The 20,288-nt window shown below is 41.0% G+C and carries 17 protein-coding genes; 9 read left to right on the top strand and 8 right to left on the bottom strand.

Features of this window, described 5'->3' with window-relative positions; all coding sequences use genetic code 11:
* Positions 1-340: 340 nt before the first annotated feature.
* A complete protein-coding gene (locus tag SCALIN_RS09935; RefSeq protein ID WP_096894348.1) occupies positions 341-838 on the bottom strand; it encodes an anti-sigma factor family protein in 498 nt (165 codons plus the stop codon).
* The gene (locus SCALIN_RS09930; protein ID WP_162532247.1) at positions 828-1,391 is read right to left on the bottom strand and encodes an RNA polymerase sigma factor; all 564 of its coding nucleotides are present in this window, start codon (positions 1,389-1,391) and stop codon (positions 828-830) included. The genes SCALIN_RS09935 and SCALIN_RS09930 overlap by 11 nt, the downstream gene beginning before the upstream one ends.
* Positions 1,392-1,434: 43 nt before the next feature.
* Between SCALIN_RS09930 and SCALIN_RS09925 the strand changes: the two genes are divergently transcribed.
* Positions 1,435-1,932, top strand: coding sequence for a glycine zipper family protein (locus tag SCALIN_RS09925; RefSeq protein WP_096894363.1), 498 nt, complete (start codon positions 1,435-1,437; stop codon positions 1,930-1,932).
* Positions 1,933-2,006: 74 nt separating this feature from the next.
* Positions 2,007-2,162 carry a DUF6515 family protein gene (locus tag SCALIN_RS23905; RefSeq protein WP_420885425.1) on the top strand — a complete coding sequence of 52 codons (156 nt, stop codon included), beginning with the start codon at positions 2,007-2,009 and terminating at the stop codon, positions 2,160-2,162.
* Positions 2,163-2,332: 170 nt separating this feature from the next.
* Here SCALIN_RS23905 and SCALIN_RS09920 read toward each other — a convergent pair whose 3' ends face one another.
* The 3 genes from SCALIN_RS09920 to SCALIN_RS09910 are packed head-to-tail and all read right to left on the bottom strand — an operon-like array spanning position 2,333 to position 5,514.
* Positions 2,333-3,130 carry an acyl-CoA dehydratase activase gene (locus tag SCALIN_RS09920; protein WP_096894346.1) on the bottom strand — a complete coding sequence of 266 codons (798 nt, stop codon included), beginning with the start codon at positions 3,128-3,130 and terminating at the stop codon, positions 2,333-2,335.
* 8 nt (positions 3,131-3,138) lie between these two features.
* The gene (locus tag SCALIN_RS09915) at positions 3,139-4,395 is read right to left on the bottom strand and encodes a 2-hydroxyacyl-CoA dehydratase subunit D (RefSeq protein ID WP_096894345.1); all 1,257 of its coding nucleotides are present in this window, start codon (positions 4,393-4,395) and stop codon (positions 3,139-3,141) included.
* A gap of 15 nt (positions 4,396-4,410) precedes the next feature.
* Positions 4,411-5,514, bottom strand: a complete 1,104-nt coding sequence (locus SCALIN_RS09910; protein WP_096894344.1) for a 2-hydroxyacyl-CoA dehydratase subunit D — start codon at positions 5,512-5,514, stop codon at positions 4,411-4,413.
* Positions 5,515-5,775: 261 nt separating this feature from the next.
* On the opposite strand from SCALIN_RS09910, the gene SCALIN_RS09905 reads away from it, so the two are divergent.
* The gene (locus tag SCALIN_RS09905; RefSeq protein WP_096894362.1) at positions 5,776-9,180 is read left to right on the top strand and encodes a M20/M25/M40 family metallo-hydrolase; all 3,405 of its coding nucleotides are present in this window, start codon (positions 5,776-5,778) and stop codon (positions 9,178-9,180) included.
* Positions 9,181-9,388: 208 nt separating this feature from the next.
* Here SCALIN_RS09905 and SCALIN_RS09900 read toward each other — a convergent pair whose 3' ends face one another.
* Positions 9,389-10,960, bottom strand: a complete 1,572-nt coding sequence (locus tag SCALIN_RS09900) for a rhodanese-like domain-containing protein (protein ID WP_096894343.1) — start codon at positions 10,958-10,960, stop codon at positions 9,389-9,391.
* A gap of 667 nt (positions 10,961-11,627) precedes the next feature.
* Here SCALIN_RS09900 and SCALIN_RS09895 point away from each other — a divergent pair.
* The 6 genes from SCALIN_RS09895 (at position 11,628) to SCALIN_RS22130 (ending at position 17,628) form a co-directional block, all read left to right on the top strand.
* Positions 11,628-14,105, top strand: a complete 2,478-nt coding sequence (locus tag SCALIN_RS09895; protein WP_096894342.1) for a peptidase U32 family protein — start codon at positions 11,628-11,630, stop codon at positions 14,103-14,105.
* A 119-nt stretch (positions 14,106-14,224) separates the two neighbouring features.
* Complete coding sequence (gene panC, locus SCALIN_RS09890; protein WP_096894341.1) at positions 14,225-15,067, top strand: pantoate--beta-alanine ligase; 843 nt, start codon at positions 14,225-14,227, stop codon at positions 15,065-15,067.
* 5 nt (positions 15,068-15,072) lie between these two features.
* The gene (gene panD / locus SCALIN_RS09885; protein WP_096894340.1) at positions 15,073-15,444 is read left to right on the top strand and encodes an aspartate 1-decarboxylase; all 372 of its coding nucleotides are present in this window, start codon (positions 15,073-15,075) and stop codon (positions 15,442-15,444) included.
* 186 nt (positions 15,445-15,630) lie between these two features.
* A complete protein-coding gene (gene lgt / locus SCALIN_RS09880; RefSeq protein ID WP_096894339.1) occupies positions 15,631-16,494 on the top strand; it encodes a prolipoprotein diacylglyceryl transferase in 864 nt (287 codons plus the stop codon).
* Between the two features lie 322 nt (positions 16,495-16,816).
* Positions 16,817-17,272, top strand: a complete 456-nt coding sequence (locus SCALIN_RS09875; protein WP_096894338.1) for a hypothetical protein — start codon at positions 16,817-16,819, stop codon at positions 17,270-17,272.
* A 185-nt stretch (positions 17,273-17,457) separates the two neighbouring features.
* Complete coding sequence (locus SCALIN_RS22130; RefSeq protein WP_162532246.1) at positions 17,458-17,628, top strand: hypothetical protein; 171 nt, start codon at positions 17,458-17,460, stop codon at positions 17,626-17,628.
* A gap of 60 nt (positions 17,629-17,688) precedes the next feature.
* On the opposite strand, the gene SCALIN_RS09870 is transcribed toward SCALIN_RS22130, so the two are convergent.
* Entirely contained in the window at positions 17,689-18,231 is a 543-nt protein-coding gene (locus SCALIN_RS09870) for an FKBP-type peptidyl-prolyl cis-trans isomerase (protein ID WP_096894337.1), read from the bottom strand.
* 278 nt (positions 18,232-18,509) lie between these two features.
* Positions 18,510-20,231 (bottom strand): B12-binding domain-containing radical SAM protein, encoded by a 1,722-nt coding sequence (locus SCALIN_RS09865; RefSeq protein ID WP_096894336.1) that lies wholly within the window; start codon positions 20,229-20,231, stop codon positions 18,510-18,512.
* Between the last annotated feature and the right edge of the window lie 57 nt (positions 20,232-20,288).

Below are 20,288 nucleotides of genomic sequence, written 5' to 3'. Positions count from 1 at the left end.
TCCTTTAATTTTTTTAAATTACTCATTTACCCATAGATGCACTATGTGTAAATATTAACTTCTACTTCATTCTCTTAGCGATCCTGGCGTTTTGGTGTGATGGGAAAAATAAGTTCTCACGCAGAGCCCCACAGATCGCTAAAAGGATATCTTCTAAACTGTTTATGGTCCGTATGTAATTGATTTTTGTTTAAGTTGTTTTCTTCTATATTTAAACTAAAAGAAACGTTCATCCTATAGATTCCCGCTAAAAGAATGCGGCAATTGATGGAGCGTTGCAAAATCCTGACCGGACAACATTGATTAAAATGTGTAAAATCGAAATTCATATAAAGTTAAATCATAGAAAAAAATATTCTATTGAGGTTTCGAGGTCGTCATCTCCATTAATCAGTTCTTCGTCAAAAACACTCATCAAATAGTTGATGCATTCAACCTGACTATCAGAAACTCCTTTTCTGGTTTCCTGATTTTCTAAAGGAAATTTAATAACAGTTGTTGCTACAGCAAACAAAACGACTACTGTTGCAGCAATAAATGCAGGTTTCGGAAAATAAAAGAGTGTTTTTACTCTGTTAAATAAGTCAGCAATGGAGTTATTATGCATTTGTTGTTCTACAATAATCTGTTCCCTGGTTTTGTTCCATGTTGCTTCAGGTGGATTGTGTTTTTCAATGTTATAGAATGGTTCAACAACTGTAGTCCTCGTTAGAAGTTCATATTCCCGGCAATCCCTGCAAGTTGTCAGGTGTTCCTCTAGTTGAGTTTTCTTCGCTTTTTCCATCTGTCCATCAAGATAATCGGTAAGAATGAGTTCTTTTACCTGTTCACACTTCATTTATCACCATCTCTTTTCTTAAATCTATCAGTTTTCCCCTGGCCCTTTTTATTCTGGTACGTACGGTATTAATATTAATGTTTAGTGCATCCGCTATTTCTTGATAACTTAGGCCTTCGATACTTCTTAATACGATACAAGCTCTTTGATCAGGATTAAGAGTTTCCAGTAAAGTTGAGATTGTTTTCTCCTGCTGTTCTCTCTCAATTTCCTCACTAACAGTATCAATAGTCTTCTGCCGTTTATTATTTTCTGTATACAGTTCTGAATGGTCCCGTTCTTTTGATCTTTTTCTGGCATAGTCAATAGCCATATTAACGGTTATCCTGTAAATCCATGTTTTAAGGGATGATTTGAACTTGAAACTCTTAAGTTTCCGGTAAACAGTGAGAAATACTTCCTGAGTAACTTCCTGTGCTTCGTCTGCACTGTTTACCACTCTTAATGCAACATTATATACAAATCCTGAGTACTCATTGTATATGCTCTCAAAAGCGTCTGCATCACCTTCTAAAGCATCAATGATTGTATTTTCGTCTAAATTAGTAAACACTAACATATCTCTATTGTAAATCTTAATCAGGGAGGAGAGAAAAATGAAGATAAAATTAATCAGTACAATAATATGTGTCATGGCAATTGCGATTGTTTCCAATGGTTGTTTGACTACTACACAAAAAGGTACTGCAATTGGGACGGCAACCGGTGCAGCTCTGGGAACTGGTTTTGGAGCTTTAGCGGGTAGCGCAAGTACGGGTGCTATGATTGGTGCGGGAGTAGGTGCATTGGGAGGTGCACTTACCGGAGATTATGCGGAAAAAAAAAGGGAAGAGGCGCAAAATGCACAGTTACAGAGACAGCTTTACATGGAAAGACAATCCAGCTCCGGACGGGGGAAAAATTACATTGAAGGTCATTATGAATATACAAAGAAAAGAAAATGGGTTGATACTTCAAAAAAAGAGAGAGTATGGATTGCCGAGAGATATGAAGGGAATCGAAGAATTGAAGGTCATTACCAGGAGCGACCCGTATCTTCTGGCTACTGGCAGGAGTATGAGGAGAAGACGTGGGTTCCTGCGCACTACGAATAAAACAGGAGTGTATAGTTTACGGTATTGAAATTTTTCATATAAGTCATCGTCTAAAATAAAGAGATCAAGGTTATATTGTTGTTCGTGTTCCGAGAGGTGCGGTAGTCTCTAATCTTCCAAAAGGTCACAAAGTTAAAGTGATAAATAAAGTGAAGTATTATACTTTCAATGATGTCTACTGGAAACAGACTCCAACCGGTTACATTGTTGTCTCTCTTCCTGGCGTATGAAGGGTAAGAAGTCCTTCAAGCTACTCGGATAGAGTCTCCGGAAGATACAGAGGAATAATTTGTAACATAATTAAACCGTTCTTGATCAGAATATGTAGAGCCCGTTTCCCAAATGGGCGGTGTAACAAAGGCCGTTTGGGAAACAACCCCTACAATTATAATAATCTGTTCTACTGCACAGCAACATGCTTTCTTGCAATTATTGCCGCTCCTAATGCTCCCGCTATCTGAGGTTCATCCGGAAGATTGACTTTTTTTGGTGCAAGTTCCTGTTGCAGCTTTTCGCAGACCCCGATGTTTTTCATGACACCTCCGGTGAGGGTTATCTCTTCTTCGATTGGTACCCGCTGTACAAGGCTTAAAACCTTTCTTGCAATGGCAGTGTGAAGACCGTTGATAATATCCTCTTTGGGAAGTTTCTGATGGATAAGAGAGATCACTTCCGATTCCGCAAACACTGTGCACATGCTGCTGATTGATGTTTCCTGAGATGCCTTCTGAGACAGTGTTCCCATATCATTTATATCAACATCCAGCACTCCCGCCATCACTTCCAGGAACCTTCCGGTGCCCGCAGCACATTTATCATTCATCATAAAATCAACCACTTTTGCTTCACGGTTTTTTCTGGCCATTATGGCGATTGCTTTAGAATCCTGTCCTCCGATGTCAATAATTGTCCGTGTATTGGGGAATAAATGGTACGCGCCCTGAGCATGACACGTTATCTCAGTGACCGACTTGTCAGCAAATGGGACATTGTTGCGGCCATAGCCGGTTGCGACTGTGTAGTCTATATCTTGTTTTGTAAGACTTGCCTGTTCAAGAGCAGCGTCCAGAGCCTCATTAGCTGTTTTTTCCATATCTGTTTGAGAAGCAAGTACAACGTAGCTTAAGATTTCATTTTCCTCTCCAACCAGGACAACTTCCGTTGATACGGAACCAATATCAATGCCTGATGTTATCATCTCTGTTTTTAATCCTCCAATCCGTCTTCCAGAACTTCCAGGAATGCGTCGAGACGGGTCCTTACCTGCTCCTTTGAATAGTTTCTCTTATCTATACACTCAAGGTCTAATATATAAAATGGAATATCTCCCTCTTTACGAAGTCCTTCCTTTACCATCTGAGAAAGACTGTTAAAATGCCTGCATCCCCATGGAGCCATCCATATAATACCATCAATAGAGTACTCTTTAATCATGGTAGAAATCCAGCGGGTCATTCTCTCATGCGGGCCGATAGACTGATTTGCCAGAAGTTTCTTTGCAAGAGATTGAAACGGTTTTTGCGGGTCCATCTCTTCCCACGTAATCATATTTACCATCTCAAACGCAACAACCGCTTTGTGTTCAATCTCAAGGTACTGGAAAATCTCATCATTATAATAGGGCCTTAAGTGGCACCATAGTAACCGGTGCTGCTCATCTTCAACAGCGGTTACTCCTTTCTCAATCCTCTCCTCCAGTTCCTCACACAAAAGCTTTGAAATCCTGACAAACGATTTCGAACCCCATAACTGAGAGATTGATCCGATATGATCAATGGCCTCACATCCAAGCATAGGGCTTGGCCTGTGTTTCCTCAGGTCCATTGCCTTCTTAAAATATCTGCAGGCCTCATTTGAGACTGCAATGGTCTCTGATAATTTGTCTCGACTGAACTCTCTGCCTGTTTCACGGGCAATTGAACGAGTTATCTCTTCCAACTGATCTGCTACTAAATCACAAGCCCCTTCTCTTTCCGCAAAAAAAGGAATATGAAGGTAATGGTGCGGGCTTTTGTACTCATCTGCAAAGATATCAAAGATCATTGGATCTCCGTCACAATAGTATGAACTTGATATAAGCGCGTCCGGTTTGGGGAGGATGTTCTTACGGGAAGCTCCCAGCACGCCTCTCAGAAATGAGCAGCAGTCGCGTGAAAACCCCTGGTTTTCCGAAGCCGTCAACATATCGGTACACATGCCAACTCCTGCTGCCATGGCACTGAAGGTTTCAATGTATAATGGAACACCTCCAATCGCATAGATAATCTCCGATGGTACAAAGGTGCTCTTCCATACAACCGTAGAGGTATCTCTGAAACTCTCCATAAGCAGTTTATACATAGCTCTCTCTCTTGTCTGAGAGCCTTTCAGTGGAGAGTAGAAACGTTGCCGTTTCATCCTGTTTTGAAATTGATCGTTGAAGTATCTCTTTTGTTGTTGTCTTTTTGTTTCTGTTATTGTCATGATTTTTATATTAATTTATAAAAGCATTTCGGTAAATGCCTGTATTCTTGTCTCTATCTGACCAAGATTTGTTACAAAATTTTCTGCCTCAATAAATAGCAGGGGATATCCCTCTTTCTGGAATTTGTTTTTTATATAAGGATACTCAAAAAGGTGAGTATCGTCAAATTTCAGGGCAAAATAGACAATGCCGTCCACAGAATACTCTTCTGTCATGTTTAGAAGGTAATTCCATCTTGCTTCAGTATCCACCATACGTGCGGTAGGTATGGTAAGATATCTCTGCGCCAGGGAAGCGATGGGATTATCAAAATTCCCGCTTACTTCCGTTGAGAAGTACTGCATTCCCATACATAGATCCTCGCATACCACTCGTGCTCCTAAAGACTCTATAAGACCTATAAAGCTTGATGATCCCATGAAACTTCCCATAATCATTATTCGAGGGACGTCTCTCTCTGTCTGAGAACAGTTCGAATCAATTCGTTCACATTTCTGTAAGTATCTCTTAAGAGCACTGTTTACCCTGTGTTTATCATGAGACAGACACCATTTTACCATCTCGAAAAACTCTTTACCGGTAAAAGGAATCGAATTATATTTCCTTTTTTCACTTAACTTTGTAAGGAGTGTTCGTGTTGTGTTACAGTTCTGAATAGCATCTCTCAGCTTTTCGTCTGTAATTTCCTCTTCAAAAGCCTTTTCCAGATCACGCTTCAGGTGAGACAGGAAAAGGGTAAATGCTTTTAAACCGATCTGATTTGAGCTCTTGGGTATATCAAGAAAAAATACTTTTGTTGAAGGAGCACCTGTCCGCCATGCATCATAGAGTCTGCGGTGTCCATCACTTATATTTGCAATGATGACTCCGTCAAGAAACGAATATGTGCCATCCAGTGCCCCTTCAAGGCTATCAAGTACATAGGGATCAAATGTCTTGGGAAGGTAAGCATTAGCCAGTTTTGCCGGTTTCTCACTACCGCAGACACGAAAAGGTGTCTTTCCTGCAGCAATGATCAATTCCTCAGGCACGTTTATTGATAGAAAGCCGATACTACCATTGGTATCTGGCGAACTATCTGTATCATCAATGTCAAAAAAACCTGTCTGCTTTTCCATATTCTAAAAATAGTAACATAGCTCGTAACCTTCAGTCAAATAATTTACCTTGATGTACAGGGATTTCAGTTTTACTGTCTACAACTTAGTTAGTCCAACTGTAGGATGTTAAGTTTATGAAACAGCAAAGCAAGAGTTACGACAATTTAGTAGATTGTGGGAATAGTATGATTATAATAATAACATAAATATTTATTTAGAAAAATAACTTCGCACCTTCTCCGCCTTAGCGGTGAAAATATAATAATGGGAGAACTTATAATGAAGCGCCAATCCTTATGGAGTTTTTTACAAATCAGTTTATTTGTCCTGACTTTGTCGTCGACTACATTTGGACAGATTAACCATGATCTTAAGGTCAAACTGTTTCCTGACAGTCACCGGATCGAGGTAATTGATAAAATTACTTTGCCAACGGGGTCAAACAAAGATGGATTTTTACAATTTACAATTCATCAAGGGCTCAAGCCTGAAGTTTTGGATAAAGAAGTCATATTAAGAAAAACATTTGGCGCTGAAGCCGGACAATTTTTCAGTGATAATCCATCGCTTCAACAAAGCAGTATGAAAATGGGGGTTTTTGAGGTTCATCTGCCGGAGGGAATAAATCAGTTTACACTCAAATATACAGGTGAGATTTTTCATCCGGTTAAGGAATATGGTGAGGAATATGCGCGAAGTTTTAGTGTCTCGCCTGGTATTATTTCTCTTGAAGGGATTTTTCTTAGCGGGTCAACTATCTGGTATCCATACTTTGTTGATGAATTGGTGACATTCAATCTTGATGTTGAATTACCGGCAGGTTGGTCGTCGGTAAGTCAGGGTACACGTGAAAAAGATGAAAAAGGCGCGGATTACAGACATGATGTATGGGTCGCAAATACACCGCAGGAAGAGATATATCTGATAGCCTCTGAATTTACGGAATACAGCCAGGCTGCGGGCGCTGTTGATGCCATGGCTTTCTTACGAACACCTGATTCCCCGCTTGCGCAGAAATATCTGGATACAACGGCCCAGTATCTTGAGATGTATAGGAAACTTCTCGGGCCGTATCCCTACAGCAAGTTTGCTCTGGTAGAAAATTTCTGGGAGACCGGTTACGGTATGCCGTCATTCACTCTGCTAGGTCCCAGGGTGATTCGTTTTCCATTTATCTTACACTCTTCCTATCCTCATGAAATCCTTCATAACTGGTGGGGTAATGGCGTTTATACCGATTATGAAAAGGGTAACTGGGCTGAGGGCCTGACAACGTATCTTGCGGACCATCTTATTAAAGAGCAGCGTGGCATAGCAGTTGAATACCGACGTTCCGTTTTACAAAAATATACGAACTACGTAACTACCAATAAGGACAAGGACTTTCCCCTGACCCGATTCCGTTCCCGGCACAGTGCAGTCACTGAGGCCGTAGGCTACGGAAAGACCATGATGTTGTTTCATATGATTCGGCAGCAGCTGGGTGATCAGGCCTTTATAAAGGCCCTTCATAGATTTTACCGGCAATATAAGTTTAAGGTTGCTTCTTTTGATGACGTTGAAATGGTTTTTGATAATGTGACGGATGATTCTCTGGCACCGTTGTTTGAACAATGGGTAAAAAGGACAGGTTCGCCTTCACTGAGAGTACGTGAGGCTGTCGTAAAACCAAAGGGAGATGGTTATGTATTATCAGCTGTTATTGAACAGACTCAGGAAGCTGGGGCGTATCAATTAAAGCTGCCAATCGCGGTCCACATGGAAGCAGTTGCGAATGCGTACCAGACCACTGTAGAAATTGATTCCCAACAGTACAATCTGGAGCTCATGCTCCCTGTGCGTCCGGTTCGCCTGGATGTGGATCCTGAATTTGACCTGTTTCGCACATTAGATCACAATGAAAGTCCGCCTGCATTAAGCCAGGTTTTTGGAGCCGAGCAGGTATTGGTTGTGCTACCAGCAACTGCACCTGAATCAATTCGTCTGGGTTATCAAAATCTGGCAAAGGGGTGGCAGAAAGGCCGTTCGGTGAATATGGAGATCAAACTTGATAGTGAGCTGGATGCATTACCGGCTGATCGTGCAGTCTGGTTGTTTGGATGGGAAAATCGTTTCCTTCCTGTTATGAATAAAGCACTTGCAGATTACAATTTTGCCGAAAAGGAGAGTGGCTTCTCTATCGAAGGTACTGAAATGAGACGTGACCGGCATTCAACTGTGGTTATGGCACGGCATCCGTCTAACAACGCTCATGCTCTGGCCTGGCTGGCTGCGGATAATGTGGCTGCAATGCCCGGCCTGGGAAGAAAACTTCCACATTATAACAAATACAGCTATCTTGGCTTTACGGGTGATGAACCGGCAAATGTCTTTAAAGGCCAGTGGCCTGTGGTCAATTCACCCATGTCAGTGACCCTCTCCAGGGAAGATGGTAAAGAGGTTGAACCAACTATAGCTAAACTGGCACCGCGTTCTGCTCTTGCGCAGTTGCCACCTGTTTTTTCAGAGGCAAGAATGTTAAAGGATATTACGTACCTTGCTTCTGACGAACTCGTTGGTAGAGGTCTCGGTTCAGAGGGGCTGGATAAAGCGGCCGACTATATTGCTAAACAGTTGTCTGATGCCGGTATACAACCTTTTGGGGATGGTCCTGATAATTATTTCCAAACCTGGACTGAAAAGGTAGATATGCCTGATCAAGATGTTGTTACTATTAAAAATGTAATTGGGGTTATTCCGGGTACAAATCCTGAATTTGAAGGGCAGAGTGTCGTTATTGGGGCACACTATGATTCACACGGACTTGGATGGCCTGACTGCTTTGCTGGCAACGAAGGAAAAATTCACCACGGCGCCGATGACAATGCCAGTGGGATCTCCGTATTACTGGAATTTGCACGTCTGGCTGGTAAAAAATGGCAGCCTGAACGTACAATTGTGTTCGTAGCTTTCAGTGCGGAGGAAGCCGGTAAACTTGGGTCACTTCATTATGTAAAGAGTGTTGAAAAATATCCTGTCTCTAAAATTATGGGAATGGTTAATCTCGATACCGTTGGGCAGTTAGGCCAGGATCCGCTTATAATATTTGGTACCGATTCTGCGCGCGAATGGGTACATATTTTCCGTGGTGCCGGATATGTTACCGGTATTCCAATAAAATCAATTACCAATAATTTTGGAAACAGTGACGAGAAGAGTTTTCTTGATGTGGGTATCCCCGCAGTGCATATTTTCGGCGGAGCGCATGGTAACTACCATCGACCAACCGATACTGTTGATAAAATTGATTCAGCAGGATTGGTCAAAACTGCAGCTATATTAAAAGAGACAGTTGAGTATCTTGCCGCAAGACCGGAACCTCTGACCTCAACTCTAACCACTACAAAAGATGCTACTGCTAAAAAACAGATACATAAAAAAAGGCGTATCATTCTGGGTACTGTTCCGGCATATGGATATACCGGTAAAGGGGTTCTTCTTGACGGTGTTACTTCAGATTCACCCGCAGACAAAACGGGGCTTCGGAAGGGTGACATAATTGTACGCATCGGGGAAGTAGCAATCGGAGATTTGCAAATCTACTCTGATTTTCTAAAGACGTTGCATGCAGGAGATGAGATTGAGATTGTCTATATGCGTGATGGCACAGAACATTCAGTCACTACTAGAGTTGACCTCAGATAATTCAGTTCACCGCAAAGTCGCAAAGAACCAAGAGAAAATACTTAATGTTTCGGTTCAATCTATAAGATTGAACCAGCAGATGGTAAATAACTAAACATTCTGAATAGCCTAAAACTTTAGTTAAAAAGTAGAATGAACAATGACACTCTTTCTGTTTTTAAGGTTTTTCTTTGCGTCCTCTACGATTGTGCGGTGAAAATTTTTTTACTCAATCTACCCAGTCGGCTATGAATATATTTGTTTCGTGCGGTCTGCTGTTATTACGGTTTGATGCGAAGACCAGTTTTTTTCCATCATGGCTGAACATTGGAAATCCGTCGAATGTCGGATTATACGATAGGCGTTCGATCTCCTTGGTCTTTATATCAACCATATACATCTCAAAGTTCCTGTGTTGTGGATCATCCATATTGGATACAAAGATGACTTTATTGCCACTTGGGTGGAAATAAGGACCGAAGTTTGCGGCGCCATTGCTGGTCAACTGTATCGGTTTACGGTCCTTCAGGTTCATGACGTATATTTCAAGTTTGCTGGGTCGGATTAAACCATCATTAAGAAGATTTGTATAGTCTGTAAGTTCTTCTCCCTGTGGTCTTGAAGCCCTCCAGCAAATCCACTCTCCGTCAAAAGAAAAGAAAGCGCCTCCATCATATCCAGGAGTATCTGTTAACTGCTCTATGTTAGAACCGTCCGGATCCATCAGGAAGAGTTCCAGGTCACCTGTTCGTACTGAAGTAAAGAGTATCCTGTCTCCTTTGGGAGAATAGACACCTTCGGCATCGTATCCGGGTGTGTCTGTCAGACGGACAAGATTGGAACCGTCAGGGTCTGCACTGAAAATATCAAAACTCTTATATAATGCCCAGACATAACCCTTCGACATATCCGGTTTGGGTGGGCATTCATCTCCACCCAGATGAGTAGACGCGTAAATTATCGATTTATAGTCAGGTGCAATAAAAGAACAGGTTGTTGTTCCCTTACCCGATGACACCATCTTTACATTATTGCCATCTACATCCATAGTAAAGATTGCGTCGCATTGTAGATCGTTTCGCTTTGACTGGAATATGAGCTGATCTGCATTATACGAAAAGTAAGCTTCGGCATTCTCTCCGCCAAAAGTAAGTTGTTTGATGTTCTTAAAATGTTTTTCACCTTCGAAAACAGTAACTTCAGTCCGTTTTACTTTATCCGCGGATTGCTCTTCAGAAACAGCGTCCATCTCAATATCGTTTCCGGCTTTCAACCATTCTTCAATGCCAAATGGGTATTCAAGAACATTCTTATATCCCAGTTTTTTGAGATGGATGTAGAGTCTGTTGCTTGCAGGGCATTTTACATTGGAACAGTAAGTTACTACCAGAGTATCTTTGGTTTTGATAACTTTTGCTACTTCATCTCTGGTAGATTTATCATTTAAGCTTTGAGCACCAGGGATTCTGGTTTTATCATCCCATTTTCCGGACCTGGCATCCAGAAGTGCCATGGGGACATTGCTTTCGATGATATTCTCAAGTACTGTGGTATTAATATAAGGGCCTTGTTTAAACTTATTACACATCTCTCTGTTGCTCTTATTACTATAGTCGGACGCTTTACCAGGCAGGGGGCATATACTTTTCTCGCTAGAGAGACATTTCTGGCATTTTTCGGCGCCCTTTGCTTTTAATTTACAGAAAGAACAATTCTGTTGTTTTGTATCCTGCGAAAAGGCCTGTGGCATTGTAAGGGCCAAAAACCCGAGAATGAAAAGTGTTTGTAAAATCTTAGACATTTATTTCTCCTTTGGTTTAAAAAGCTATAGGTGGATATTACTCTCCGTACATATCGGTAATAAGTTGTCTTAATTGGAGGGATTTTTCAGATGATAGTTTAGTCTCATTGTTTTTCATCCATTTCAAGTAAATCTTTCTCTCATCAATCTTTTATATAGGGATATTATTATAACATATATAAATATATCTCAAGTTAAAAACAAATGTTATTCTTTAGGATAATTTGAGAGTTTATCGCAGGTATACTGCCCAACAATCGCATATGGGAAACTTGTAACTACCATTTTCAGGAATGTCATGATTTAAATGAAACGTATTCTATATCTCCATCGTTGTCCTGTCAGGTTTTTGCGTGATTAAATTAATACGCAAAAACCTGACAGGTCAACGATGACTATTTCCCGAAAATGGCTGGAATTATTATGATTGTGATTCTAAAATCATAATCATATAATTTTGTCTGTTATTACATCCAGGAGTCACTGGAATTGGGAACATTCCCAGTTTTTAGACATACTTAACGTTATCAGAAACTAAACATTAACAACATGGGTGACATGGACACTCGTCCCCGCCAGAACAGTCTTGTCGGGCTGGCGAACGGCAAGGCCGGGCGGGAACGTGTTTGTCCGTGTTTTCCGCTTTTTATATTTATAGTTGCGTTCAATGAATCCAGGTTCTCAAACTAAAAAACCTGAACTACTTTCTCCGGCCGGAAATATGGAGAGTTTCTTTGCTGCAGTGGAACAAGGTGCTGATGCTGTTTATTTTGGTTTAAAGGATTTCAGTGCTCGTGCAAGCGCGCAGAATTTTTCGATCGATGATGCTGGTAAGGCCATTGCTTTTGCTCGCAGAAAGTCAATTAAGGTCTATATAGCCCTCAATACCCTCTTAAAGACTTTAGAATTGGAAAGGGCTATCGACCTGTTAATAGCACTGGAAGAGATGCATCCTGACTCAATAATCATCCAGGACCTGGGACTTCTCTACTTGATCCAATCTCAATTCCCCGGATTTAATATTCACGCAAGTACGCAAATGGTTATCCATAACCTTGCAGGGGTTAAGCAACTGGAACAGCTTGGATTTAAACGTGTTGTTCTGGCAAGAGAATTGTCCATTGTTGAAATAAAAAATATTGTAGACAAAAGCTCATTGGAAATTGAAACATTTATTCATGGTGCTCTATGCTACTCATATTCGGGATTATGCTTCTTCAGCAGTATGATTGGGGGCAGGAGTGGAAATCGAGGAAAGTGCGCCCAACCTTGCAGGAAACCTTATCATTCCAAATCCGGTGAAGGAGGATATCTCTTTTCCATGAAGGATCTGCTTACCCTTTCCGAAATCAGGGATTTGGTAGATGCCGGTGTTAATTCATTAAAGATCGAGGGGCGTATGAAGTCACCAGAATACGTAGCGGTTGTTACAGATGCCTACCGAAAGGCTATCGATGGTGAACTGTCAGATCAAGGAGAGATTGCTAATCGTATAAAAACGGTATTCAGCCGTGAGACGACCTCTGCTTACGTAACAGGTAAAAACAATATGTCAGATGAAAAGAGTCCTGATACATGTCAGATAAAAGCTGTAGATATAGTTAACCTGTCTTATCCGGCAAACATGGGCTTATATGCTGGAGAGGTAATAAAATCGGAAGAGAATCATATAGTGTTAAGGGCAGAGGCCGGGATTGGTGTCAGAGACCTATTACAGGTTTTTGAAAACTCTTCTGCAACGCCGGTTTTGCTGCATGTAAAGACTCTTAAGGTAAATGGTAAGAGGGTGTTCGGTGTTGATGTTGGAGATATTGCCACTATTAGTTCTGATAAGAAAATTGTGCATGGAGCAAAGCTCTATGTCATTTCATCACAAAAGACCAAAGAGGTCTTTACCCAGAAGATCCCAAAGGATCTCACATCTACCAGGATATCTGTAGATCTGGATATCAGCATAGGGTCAGATAGTATTACGGTAAATGGGGCGGTTATGCAATTTATATTCAACAAGGATTATTCCCTTAAGCTTCAAAAGAGTATCAATCGTATGACAAGTGAAGAAGATATAAAAGGCTGTTTTTCGCGTCTGGGAAAAACAGCCTTTAAGCTGAATAGTATCAGTGTTGATATGCCGGAAGGATTATTTGTTCCATTGAGTATACTAAATAATATCAGGCGGGACTATTTTAATGGATTATCAGTAGCGTGGCAGAATGAGAGGGCACTCAAAAGTGATTATGTAAAGAAGTGGTTAAAGGACAAGTTTGTTAAATTCGGCAATTTGGTAAACGAAAAAAAGAGTGTACAACATAAGGTGTCTGAAGAGGAAATCCGATTATCTCTCAAGATTGACAGGTTAAATTGCCTGGACTATATTTTTACACAGAAAATTTACAAACTATATATTGTGTTAACAGATAAAATTGTCTCTTGCTTAAAGAAAAACAATGACATAATCGATACATTGCTGAACGAAAAAGAAAGAGTTGTATTCTCAATACCCGTCATTATGAGGGACAAAGGGAATGGACTTGAGACATATAATTACTTTGAAAAGTCTGTTCCTGCATTAGTAACGAAGGGTTTCAGGCAGTTTCAAATTTCCAATCCTGGAGCCCTTGGTCTGTTCGGTGGTGCCGACGTTATCTTGTATGCAGACTATCCATTATACACTCTGAATCCACTTTCTATAATAAAGCTGCGTGAATTGAAATTTCTACGACAGACTCTGTCGCCAGAGGACGGCAAGGAAAATATGCAAAAATTGCTATCTGATGATACAGACCTTATTCTTTATCAGGACACACCGCTCTTTACCTCAGAGGCGTGTATATGGGCAAATATGAAGAGTACGTGTCCAGGGATCTACCAATGCGGCTTTGAAAAGATGAATCTGGAAAATGAGTACAGTGACAGGTTTACTGCCATAAATGAGTCGTGCAGGACTGTGGTTATCAATGAAAGGCCTTTCTCTATTATTCATCTTATTAAGACATTTCTTGTGGTTGGGCACAAGGACTATCGGATTGATTTATGTTATCAGGATTACACACCGGAAATGATTAAAAACATACTTTCCGGAATTCGAAGTGGAAAGAAAATAAAAGATTCAACCCCTGGAAATTTTGAACATGGATTATTATAGTGTTCATGAGTGATTTTTTCTTGAACCCGAAACTTGACAAAAAAATATGTTATTGTTACCATTGTTTTTCGGCTTTAGAGGTATTAATGCCGTCTGGAGAAAAATGCTGATATCATTAAATGGAAGTCATAACAAAGATTAATGAGATGCGGACAAAGGTATTTTCCGTTAAAGACAGTAAAAAGTCGATTGGATTTGTACCTACAATGGGAGCGCTTCATGGCGGACATATTAGCCTGATACGCAGTGCAAAGAGAGAGAATGATGTGCTCGTTGTCAGCGTGTATCTGAATCCCGCGCAGTTTGACAATAAAGACGATTTAGATGAATATCCTCGCCAATTGAATGAGGATATTGAACTCATTCGAAAAGAAGAAGCGGATGTGGTTTTCGCGCCCGGTACTGAAGAGATGTACCCGGACGGATTTTGCTCTTATGTTACACAGGATAAACTTACTGATACCCTGTGCGGCAGAGTGAGGCCGGGGCATTTCAAAGGCGTAACTACAGTGATAACAAAGCTTTTTAATATCGTTAAGCCTGACAGGGCATATTTTGGACAAAAAGATTATCAACAAAACGCAGTCATAAAAAGGCTGGTTGGAGATTTGAATATGGATGTAAATATTCAGGTCTGCCCGACAGTTCGTGAAGAAGACGGTCTCGCCCTCAGCTCAAGAAATAAGCGATTAAATCCTGATGAGCGCCGAAGTGCACTCTGTATTTATGGCGCTTTATTAAAAGCCAGGGCCATGTTTGCTTCCAATATTACGGATGCAAAAGAGATTATAGAAGAGATGACGGCTATGATAAAGAATACAGAGCATACTAAGATAGATTATATATCCATAGTTAATGATTATACGCTTGAAGACCTTTCATCGATTAATGAGAAGGCCTTAGTTGCTGTTGCTGTGTGGGTTGGAAATACGAGATTAATAGATAATACTATTCTGGAATAAAAACCATGCTTAGAGAAATGTGCAAAGCGAAGATCCACTCCGCGACAGTTACAGAAGCAGATCTGAACTATACAGGCAGTATAACGATCGACAAAACACTGATGCTGGAGACAGATATTCTGCATTACGAGCGGGTACAGGTACTGAATATTAATAATGGCGCGCGGATGGAAACATACGTAATTGAGGGAGAACCCGACTCCGGAATTATATGCCTCAACGGTGCTGCCGCAAGGTGGGCTGTTCCGGGTGATAAGATTATCATCATTGCCTATTGTCTTATTGATAACGCGCAGGCGCGAAGCTGGAGACCGAAGATCGTATTGCTGGATGAGAAAAACAAGATTACGGAGGTTCTCTCCGAACCAGATTCTTGACTCAGGGTTCGAGAAAATTAACTTCCCTTTCTCACACCCATTTTCAGGCTATCTTTGTCCGGTCTTCACTCACTAAGTCCTCATTGTAGCTCAGGTTACGCTTGTGGTTCAGTTCGATCAGATCGACCAAATCTGACTAAGCTTGAACACTATAAATTGGGAAGTTATTTTTTCTCGGACACTTAAATGATTAGAACTCTCTTTGAAATACCAATCCCGTTCATCGGCATAACAATTCCCATTTACGCATACGGTTTCATGCTCATGGTGGGTTTCCTCATAGTCATCTATGTAGCACGTATTAAGGCAAAGACGGAAGGCTTAAACCCGGAAGATATATCAAATCTGGGACTATATGCCATATTTGCCGGAATTCTGGGAGGTAGAATGTTTTATGTCATCCAGAATATCGATTCATATAAACACAATATTCTGGATGCATTCAAGATTTATGAGGGAGGACTTGTATTTTATGGCGGCTTAATGGCTTCTATTGCTTCCATTGTTGTTTTCACAAAGATCAAGAGGCTTCCTATACTAAAGACAATTGATATTATTGCCTTTTCTTTTGCGCTCGGAGTCGCTTGTGGACGAGTAGGATGCTTTCTTAATGGATGCTGCTGGGGTGATGTCTGCAGTCCGGATCTGCCCTGGGCCGTCAGTTTCCCCAAAACCGTTGACGTAAACCTTATGATTGACGGCAGTCCCCCGTTTCTGCATCATCTTGGAAAGGGTCTGGTTACAGTGTCAGATAGTCACTCACTGCCCATTCACCCAACTCAAATATATTCCATGTTAGGCAATCTTACGATTTTTTTTATTATTAAAGCGTTCTTCAATCATCGCAGGAGAGACGGGGAAGTGACGTTAATGTTCTGCGGCCTCTATTCCATAATGCGCTTTATTGTAGAGATATTCAGGGACGATAATCCACTTCTCTTTGACGGCATGACAATATCACAAAATGTCAGTATATTAGTCCTTGCGGCGGCAATTGCACTGTTTGTAATTGGAAGGATTAAGTTGAAAGGAAAGACCACGCTTTCTTAGACACTTAACAGCGACAAAGTTACAAATATGTTGTTGTTATTTTGTAAATTTATTAGTTTTAGTGGTTATAAACTCGAAATAAGAATATCGAAATACGAAACAAATCAGAAATTCAAATCTAAAATGTTCAAAAAAAAAGACATTTTGTGTAATTAATTAGATTCTTTGCAGTCTGCCTGCCCGTCATATTTGTTCGGACAGGAATAACGTTTTGGGCAGGTATTTTTAAAATTGTTTCGAATTTCGTGCTTCGAAATTATTCTATAAGAAAATATTCCCACTGAAAGGGGGCTTTACGGATATTAAATCGCTATTTAAAAAGTTGTATGATGAAGATGCCGACAAGGTAAAGAAGGCTCTTGAAGAGATTGGTAGAGTTGGAAAAAACAATCTCGATGCCATGAAAGCTGTCCAGGATTTCTTAAGAAGAGAACGTCGAATGCCTCTTCGCCTTCTCGCTATGCAGGTCCTTTCAAAGACGAAAAGTAACCATCAACCAACTAAAGGAACATTTAAAAAACCCAATATTTTTGAATGCCCCGGTGCTGAGAAGATAAAGAGAGTGGAGATTATAGATGTAACATGCCCCAATTGTCATAAAAAAGGAACAGCCTCAGTTGCCGGTTTCGAGAATGAATTTACCTGTGAAAGTTGTGGTGAAACAATAGAGCGTGAATTGGATGAAAGCTGTATTGAAAAGTGTCCTGTTGGAAGTGAGTGTGTCGGCCCGGAACGTTACCGGAAATATATGAGAGGCAGGGAAAAAGCCAAAACTTGAATCCTCCCCGTCCCCGCCAGAACAGTCTTGTCGGACTGGCGAACGGTTGGGTCGAAATAGAGTAAATAATTGCCTAATTCAGTCTTCATTATAACTTGTGAAAACGGAATTTATCATCTTCTGCGATAATAAATGAAATCTTAGCCGAAGAAATCCTGCATTGTGATAATTCAAGAATTGCTTGTTTGATATCCAATTCTAGTGAATTGGAGGGTCTGGAAAGAAAAAAATACCTTTCCAGGCTCTGTACAAATGGGAGGTACCCTGATAGTACTCGTATTGCAACTGGCTGGCCGGTCAAACCGGATTTTCTTTCCGTTTGCCGAAAAGCAACCGAAGCAAAGCCGATGGCGTAAGAGTGGACTGAACATCGCGTCAGGTACAGGCAAAACGTTGCCAGCTGCCCATAGTCTGAATTACTCTATCCCGACAACTTTTATCTCAAAAACTACATCTTTACCTGCCAGGGGATGATTGCCGTCAAGGTATATGTTTTCTTCGTCTATTTTAATAATTGTTCCCGGTACGTTTCGTATTTTTACTACATTACCTACCTCTGGTTCAAAGCTTCTGGGTAGGTCTTTTTTAACAAATTTCATTACCAATTCATGGTTTCTCTTTCCGTATGCGTCCTTTGGGCCTACCGTAACAGTCTTTTCCTCTCTCAGTTCCATTCCCAATACAGCCTGGTCAAGTCCATGTGGCATCTTACCGTCTCCGACAGTAAATTTCAGTGGTTTTCCCGGTTTCGATTCTTTAAATACCGTACCATTCGTAAGGCTGGCTTTATATTGAATTTTTACCTTATCACCTTTCTTTACGATTATCTTTCTACCGCCTGTTTCGTTAACACCGGCCATAGCAGAATATCCAGTAATCAAGACTAATCCAATTAATATAGACAGCGTTAATTTGATTTTTATCAATGATTTTGTTGCTTTTAGAACTTTTTCTTTCATTTAATTTTCCTCTATTAAAAAAATATGAAAACTATTATTTTGGCAGTTAAGTACTCATTATTTACAGTATCTTTATACATTATTATATTGTGTCAGGTTCCATGCAAGTATCTTTTTCTTACTTCTTTGATCTTCATTCGGATATAAATACGTTAATAAAGCGATTTTCACGTAAAGAAGAGAAAATCGTCCTCACCAAGAGCCGCAGAGAACGCAAATGGGAACGAAAACTTTTATCAGTTTTATTAGCGACCTTTGCAGCTTTGCGTGAGAAATAATCATTTAATCTCCAGTTTTACGCTTTCATTCTCAAGTGGTGAGCCTTTTGTTTCTTTCACCGGCATCAGTGCTTTATCCATATATGAACGTCTGCCTGGTTCGCGTTTGATTTTCTTACGTATTGATCGTAGTTTAAAGTAATAGAGGCCGAAAGGTATAAGAGCGCTCACTGTTTCCCAGACCCTGCAAGGTAAAAAAATAAGCAGATTTTCTTTTGGCATACCTGGACGGCGTTGTGACCGTACCTTGCGCCTTAAAAAGCCACCCTGAAGCGGGTGTACGTTCTGGTATTTAATAGTACCATGAAATTGATGAATATGGAGCATCACTCTGCTGGGGTTCGGACCGCCTGCTGCCGCACGTCGAATCAGCGTTTTAATGTGTTCAGGTGAGTAATAAAGATCCCATGCCTTTTGGTAAATCTGTTCCCACTCCTCTTTGGACATTCGTGGGTGTGACATAGTAATATGTTCAAGGTCATACTTGTTCAGGTCCGGGTCCATCCATACACCCTTCAGGTAGTTGTTCTTATGGTCCTCAGAGCCCGGCAGTGGTGTAAGACAGAAAAATTCGAGGAGATCAACCGGTAATTCTTCCTGAATTGTCTTAATGTCCTGTTCGATTTTTTCCGGAGTGTCGGCAGGGAAGCCCAGTATATAACCGGCTACAGTAACAACCCGTGCATTACGCCACGCCTGAAACATCTTTCGATATTCAGTGATTTTGTTCTGTCGCTTATTTACTGCCTCCAGATTTTCCGGGTTAATACTTTCCAGCCCAATGAATACTCTTCTGCAGCCAGCTCTGGCAGCCTTGGAAACAAAATTCTTAATTTTATGGGCAAGCGAGTCGATCTGCATTGTAAACTTTACATGTTTGAACCCCTGGTTTTCACGAAGATCTATCAATTTGTCAAAAATGGCTTCCCAGTTTTTGTTACGAGCAAAGTTGTCATCAGTAAGGAAAAAATCGTTGATACCATTCGATATATTGGACCGGATCATTTCTTCTACATCATCAGGATTACGGTAGCGTGATTTACGTCCCTGTACATTGATAACGGTACAGAAGCTGCACAGAAAAGAGCATCCACGACCCGCGTCGAATGACCCGATCTTACTGACAAACCTTTCGGCAACACTTGTCGGCATTATAGGCATTGGCTGGCTTTCCAGACCGGGCAGGTCTCCCAGGTAGTTGTAGATGGGTTTCATTTTTCTTTGATAGGCGTCTTTAAAGACATCAATGAGTCGTCCTTCCTCGGCCTCACCGGCAAACAATGTAATACCGGCCTCGGTCGCGTCTTTCAGCTCATCAGGAAGTTGAGGTAACATGGCAAGACAGCCGCTTGTATGGAATCCACCTATCGCGACCTGAATGCTTTCTTTACGGAACTCTCTGGCAATGTCCATGGCACGAGGAAATTGATTTGACTGGACGCCTACGAAAAAGACAACTCCGTTTCCACTTCCATTCTTAAACCTGCGAATAATGTCATCAACAGGTATGACGATATTCATCTCATCGTAAGCATTAATGATAAACTCAACATCGTTGCCAAGTGCATTTCGTGTTGAAGCATCTTGCGTCAAAGCGTTTATGCAGGCAAGAGTGTTTGAGGGGATCCATGACTTACGCCATTGTATAACATATCCGTCGTCGTCGTAATGGGATGGTTTGATCAATTCAACGATGAACTTGGTTTTAGTATTATTGTTCATATGGTTTTGTTTGCAAATGTGCCTGGCCTCTCTTTCGAGAGGATTCGTGTACTGGAG

Origin of the sequence: Candidatus Scalindua japonica (genome assembly GCF_002443295.1) — a bacterium.
Classification (GTDB): domain Bacteria; phylum Planctomycetota; class Brocadiia; order Brocadiales; family Scalinduaceae; genus Scalindua; species Scalindua japonica.
The sequence above is the reverse complement of the archived record's forward strand: the minus strand, read 5'-3'. Positions and strand labels throughout refer to the sequence as shown.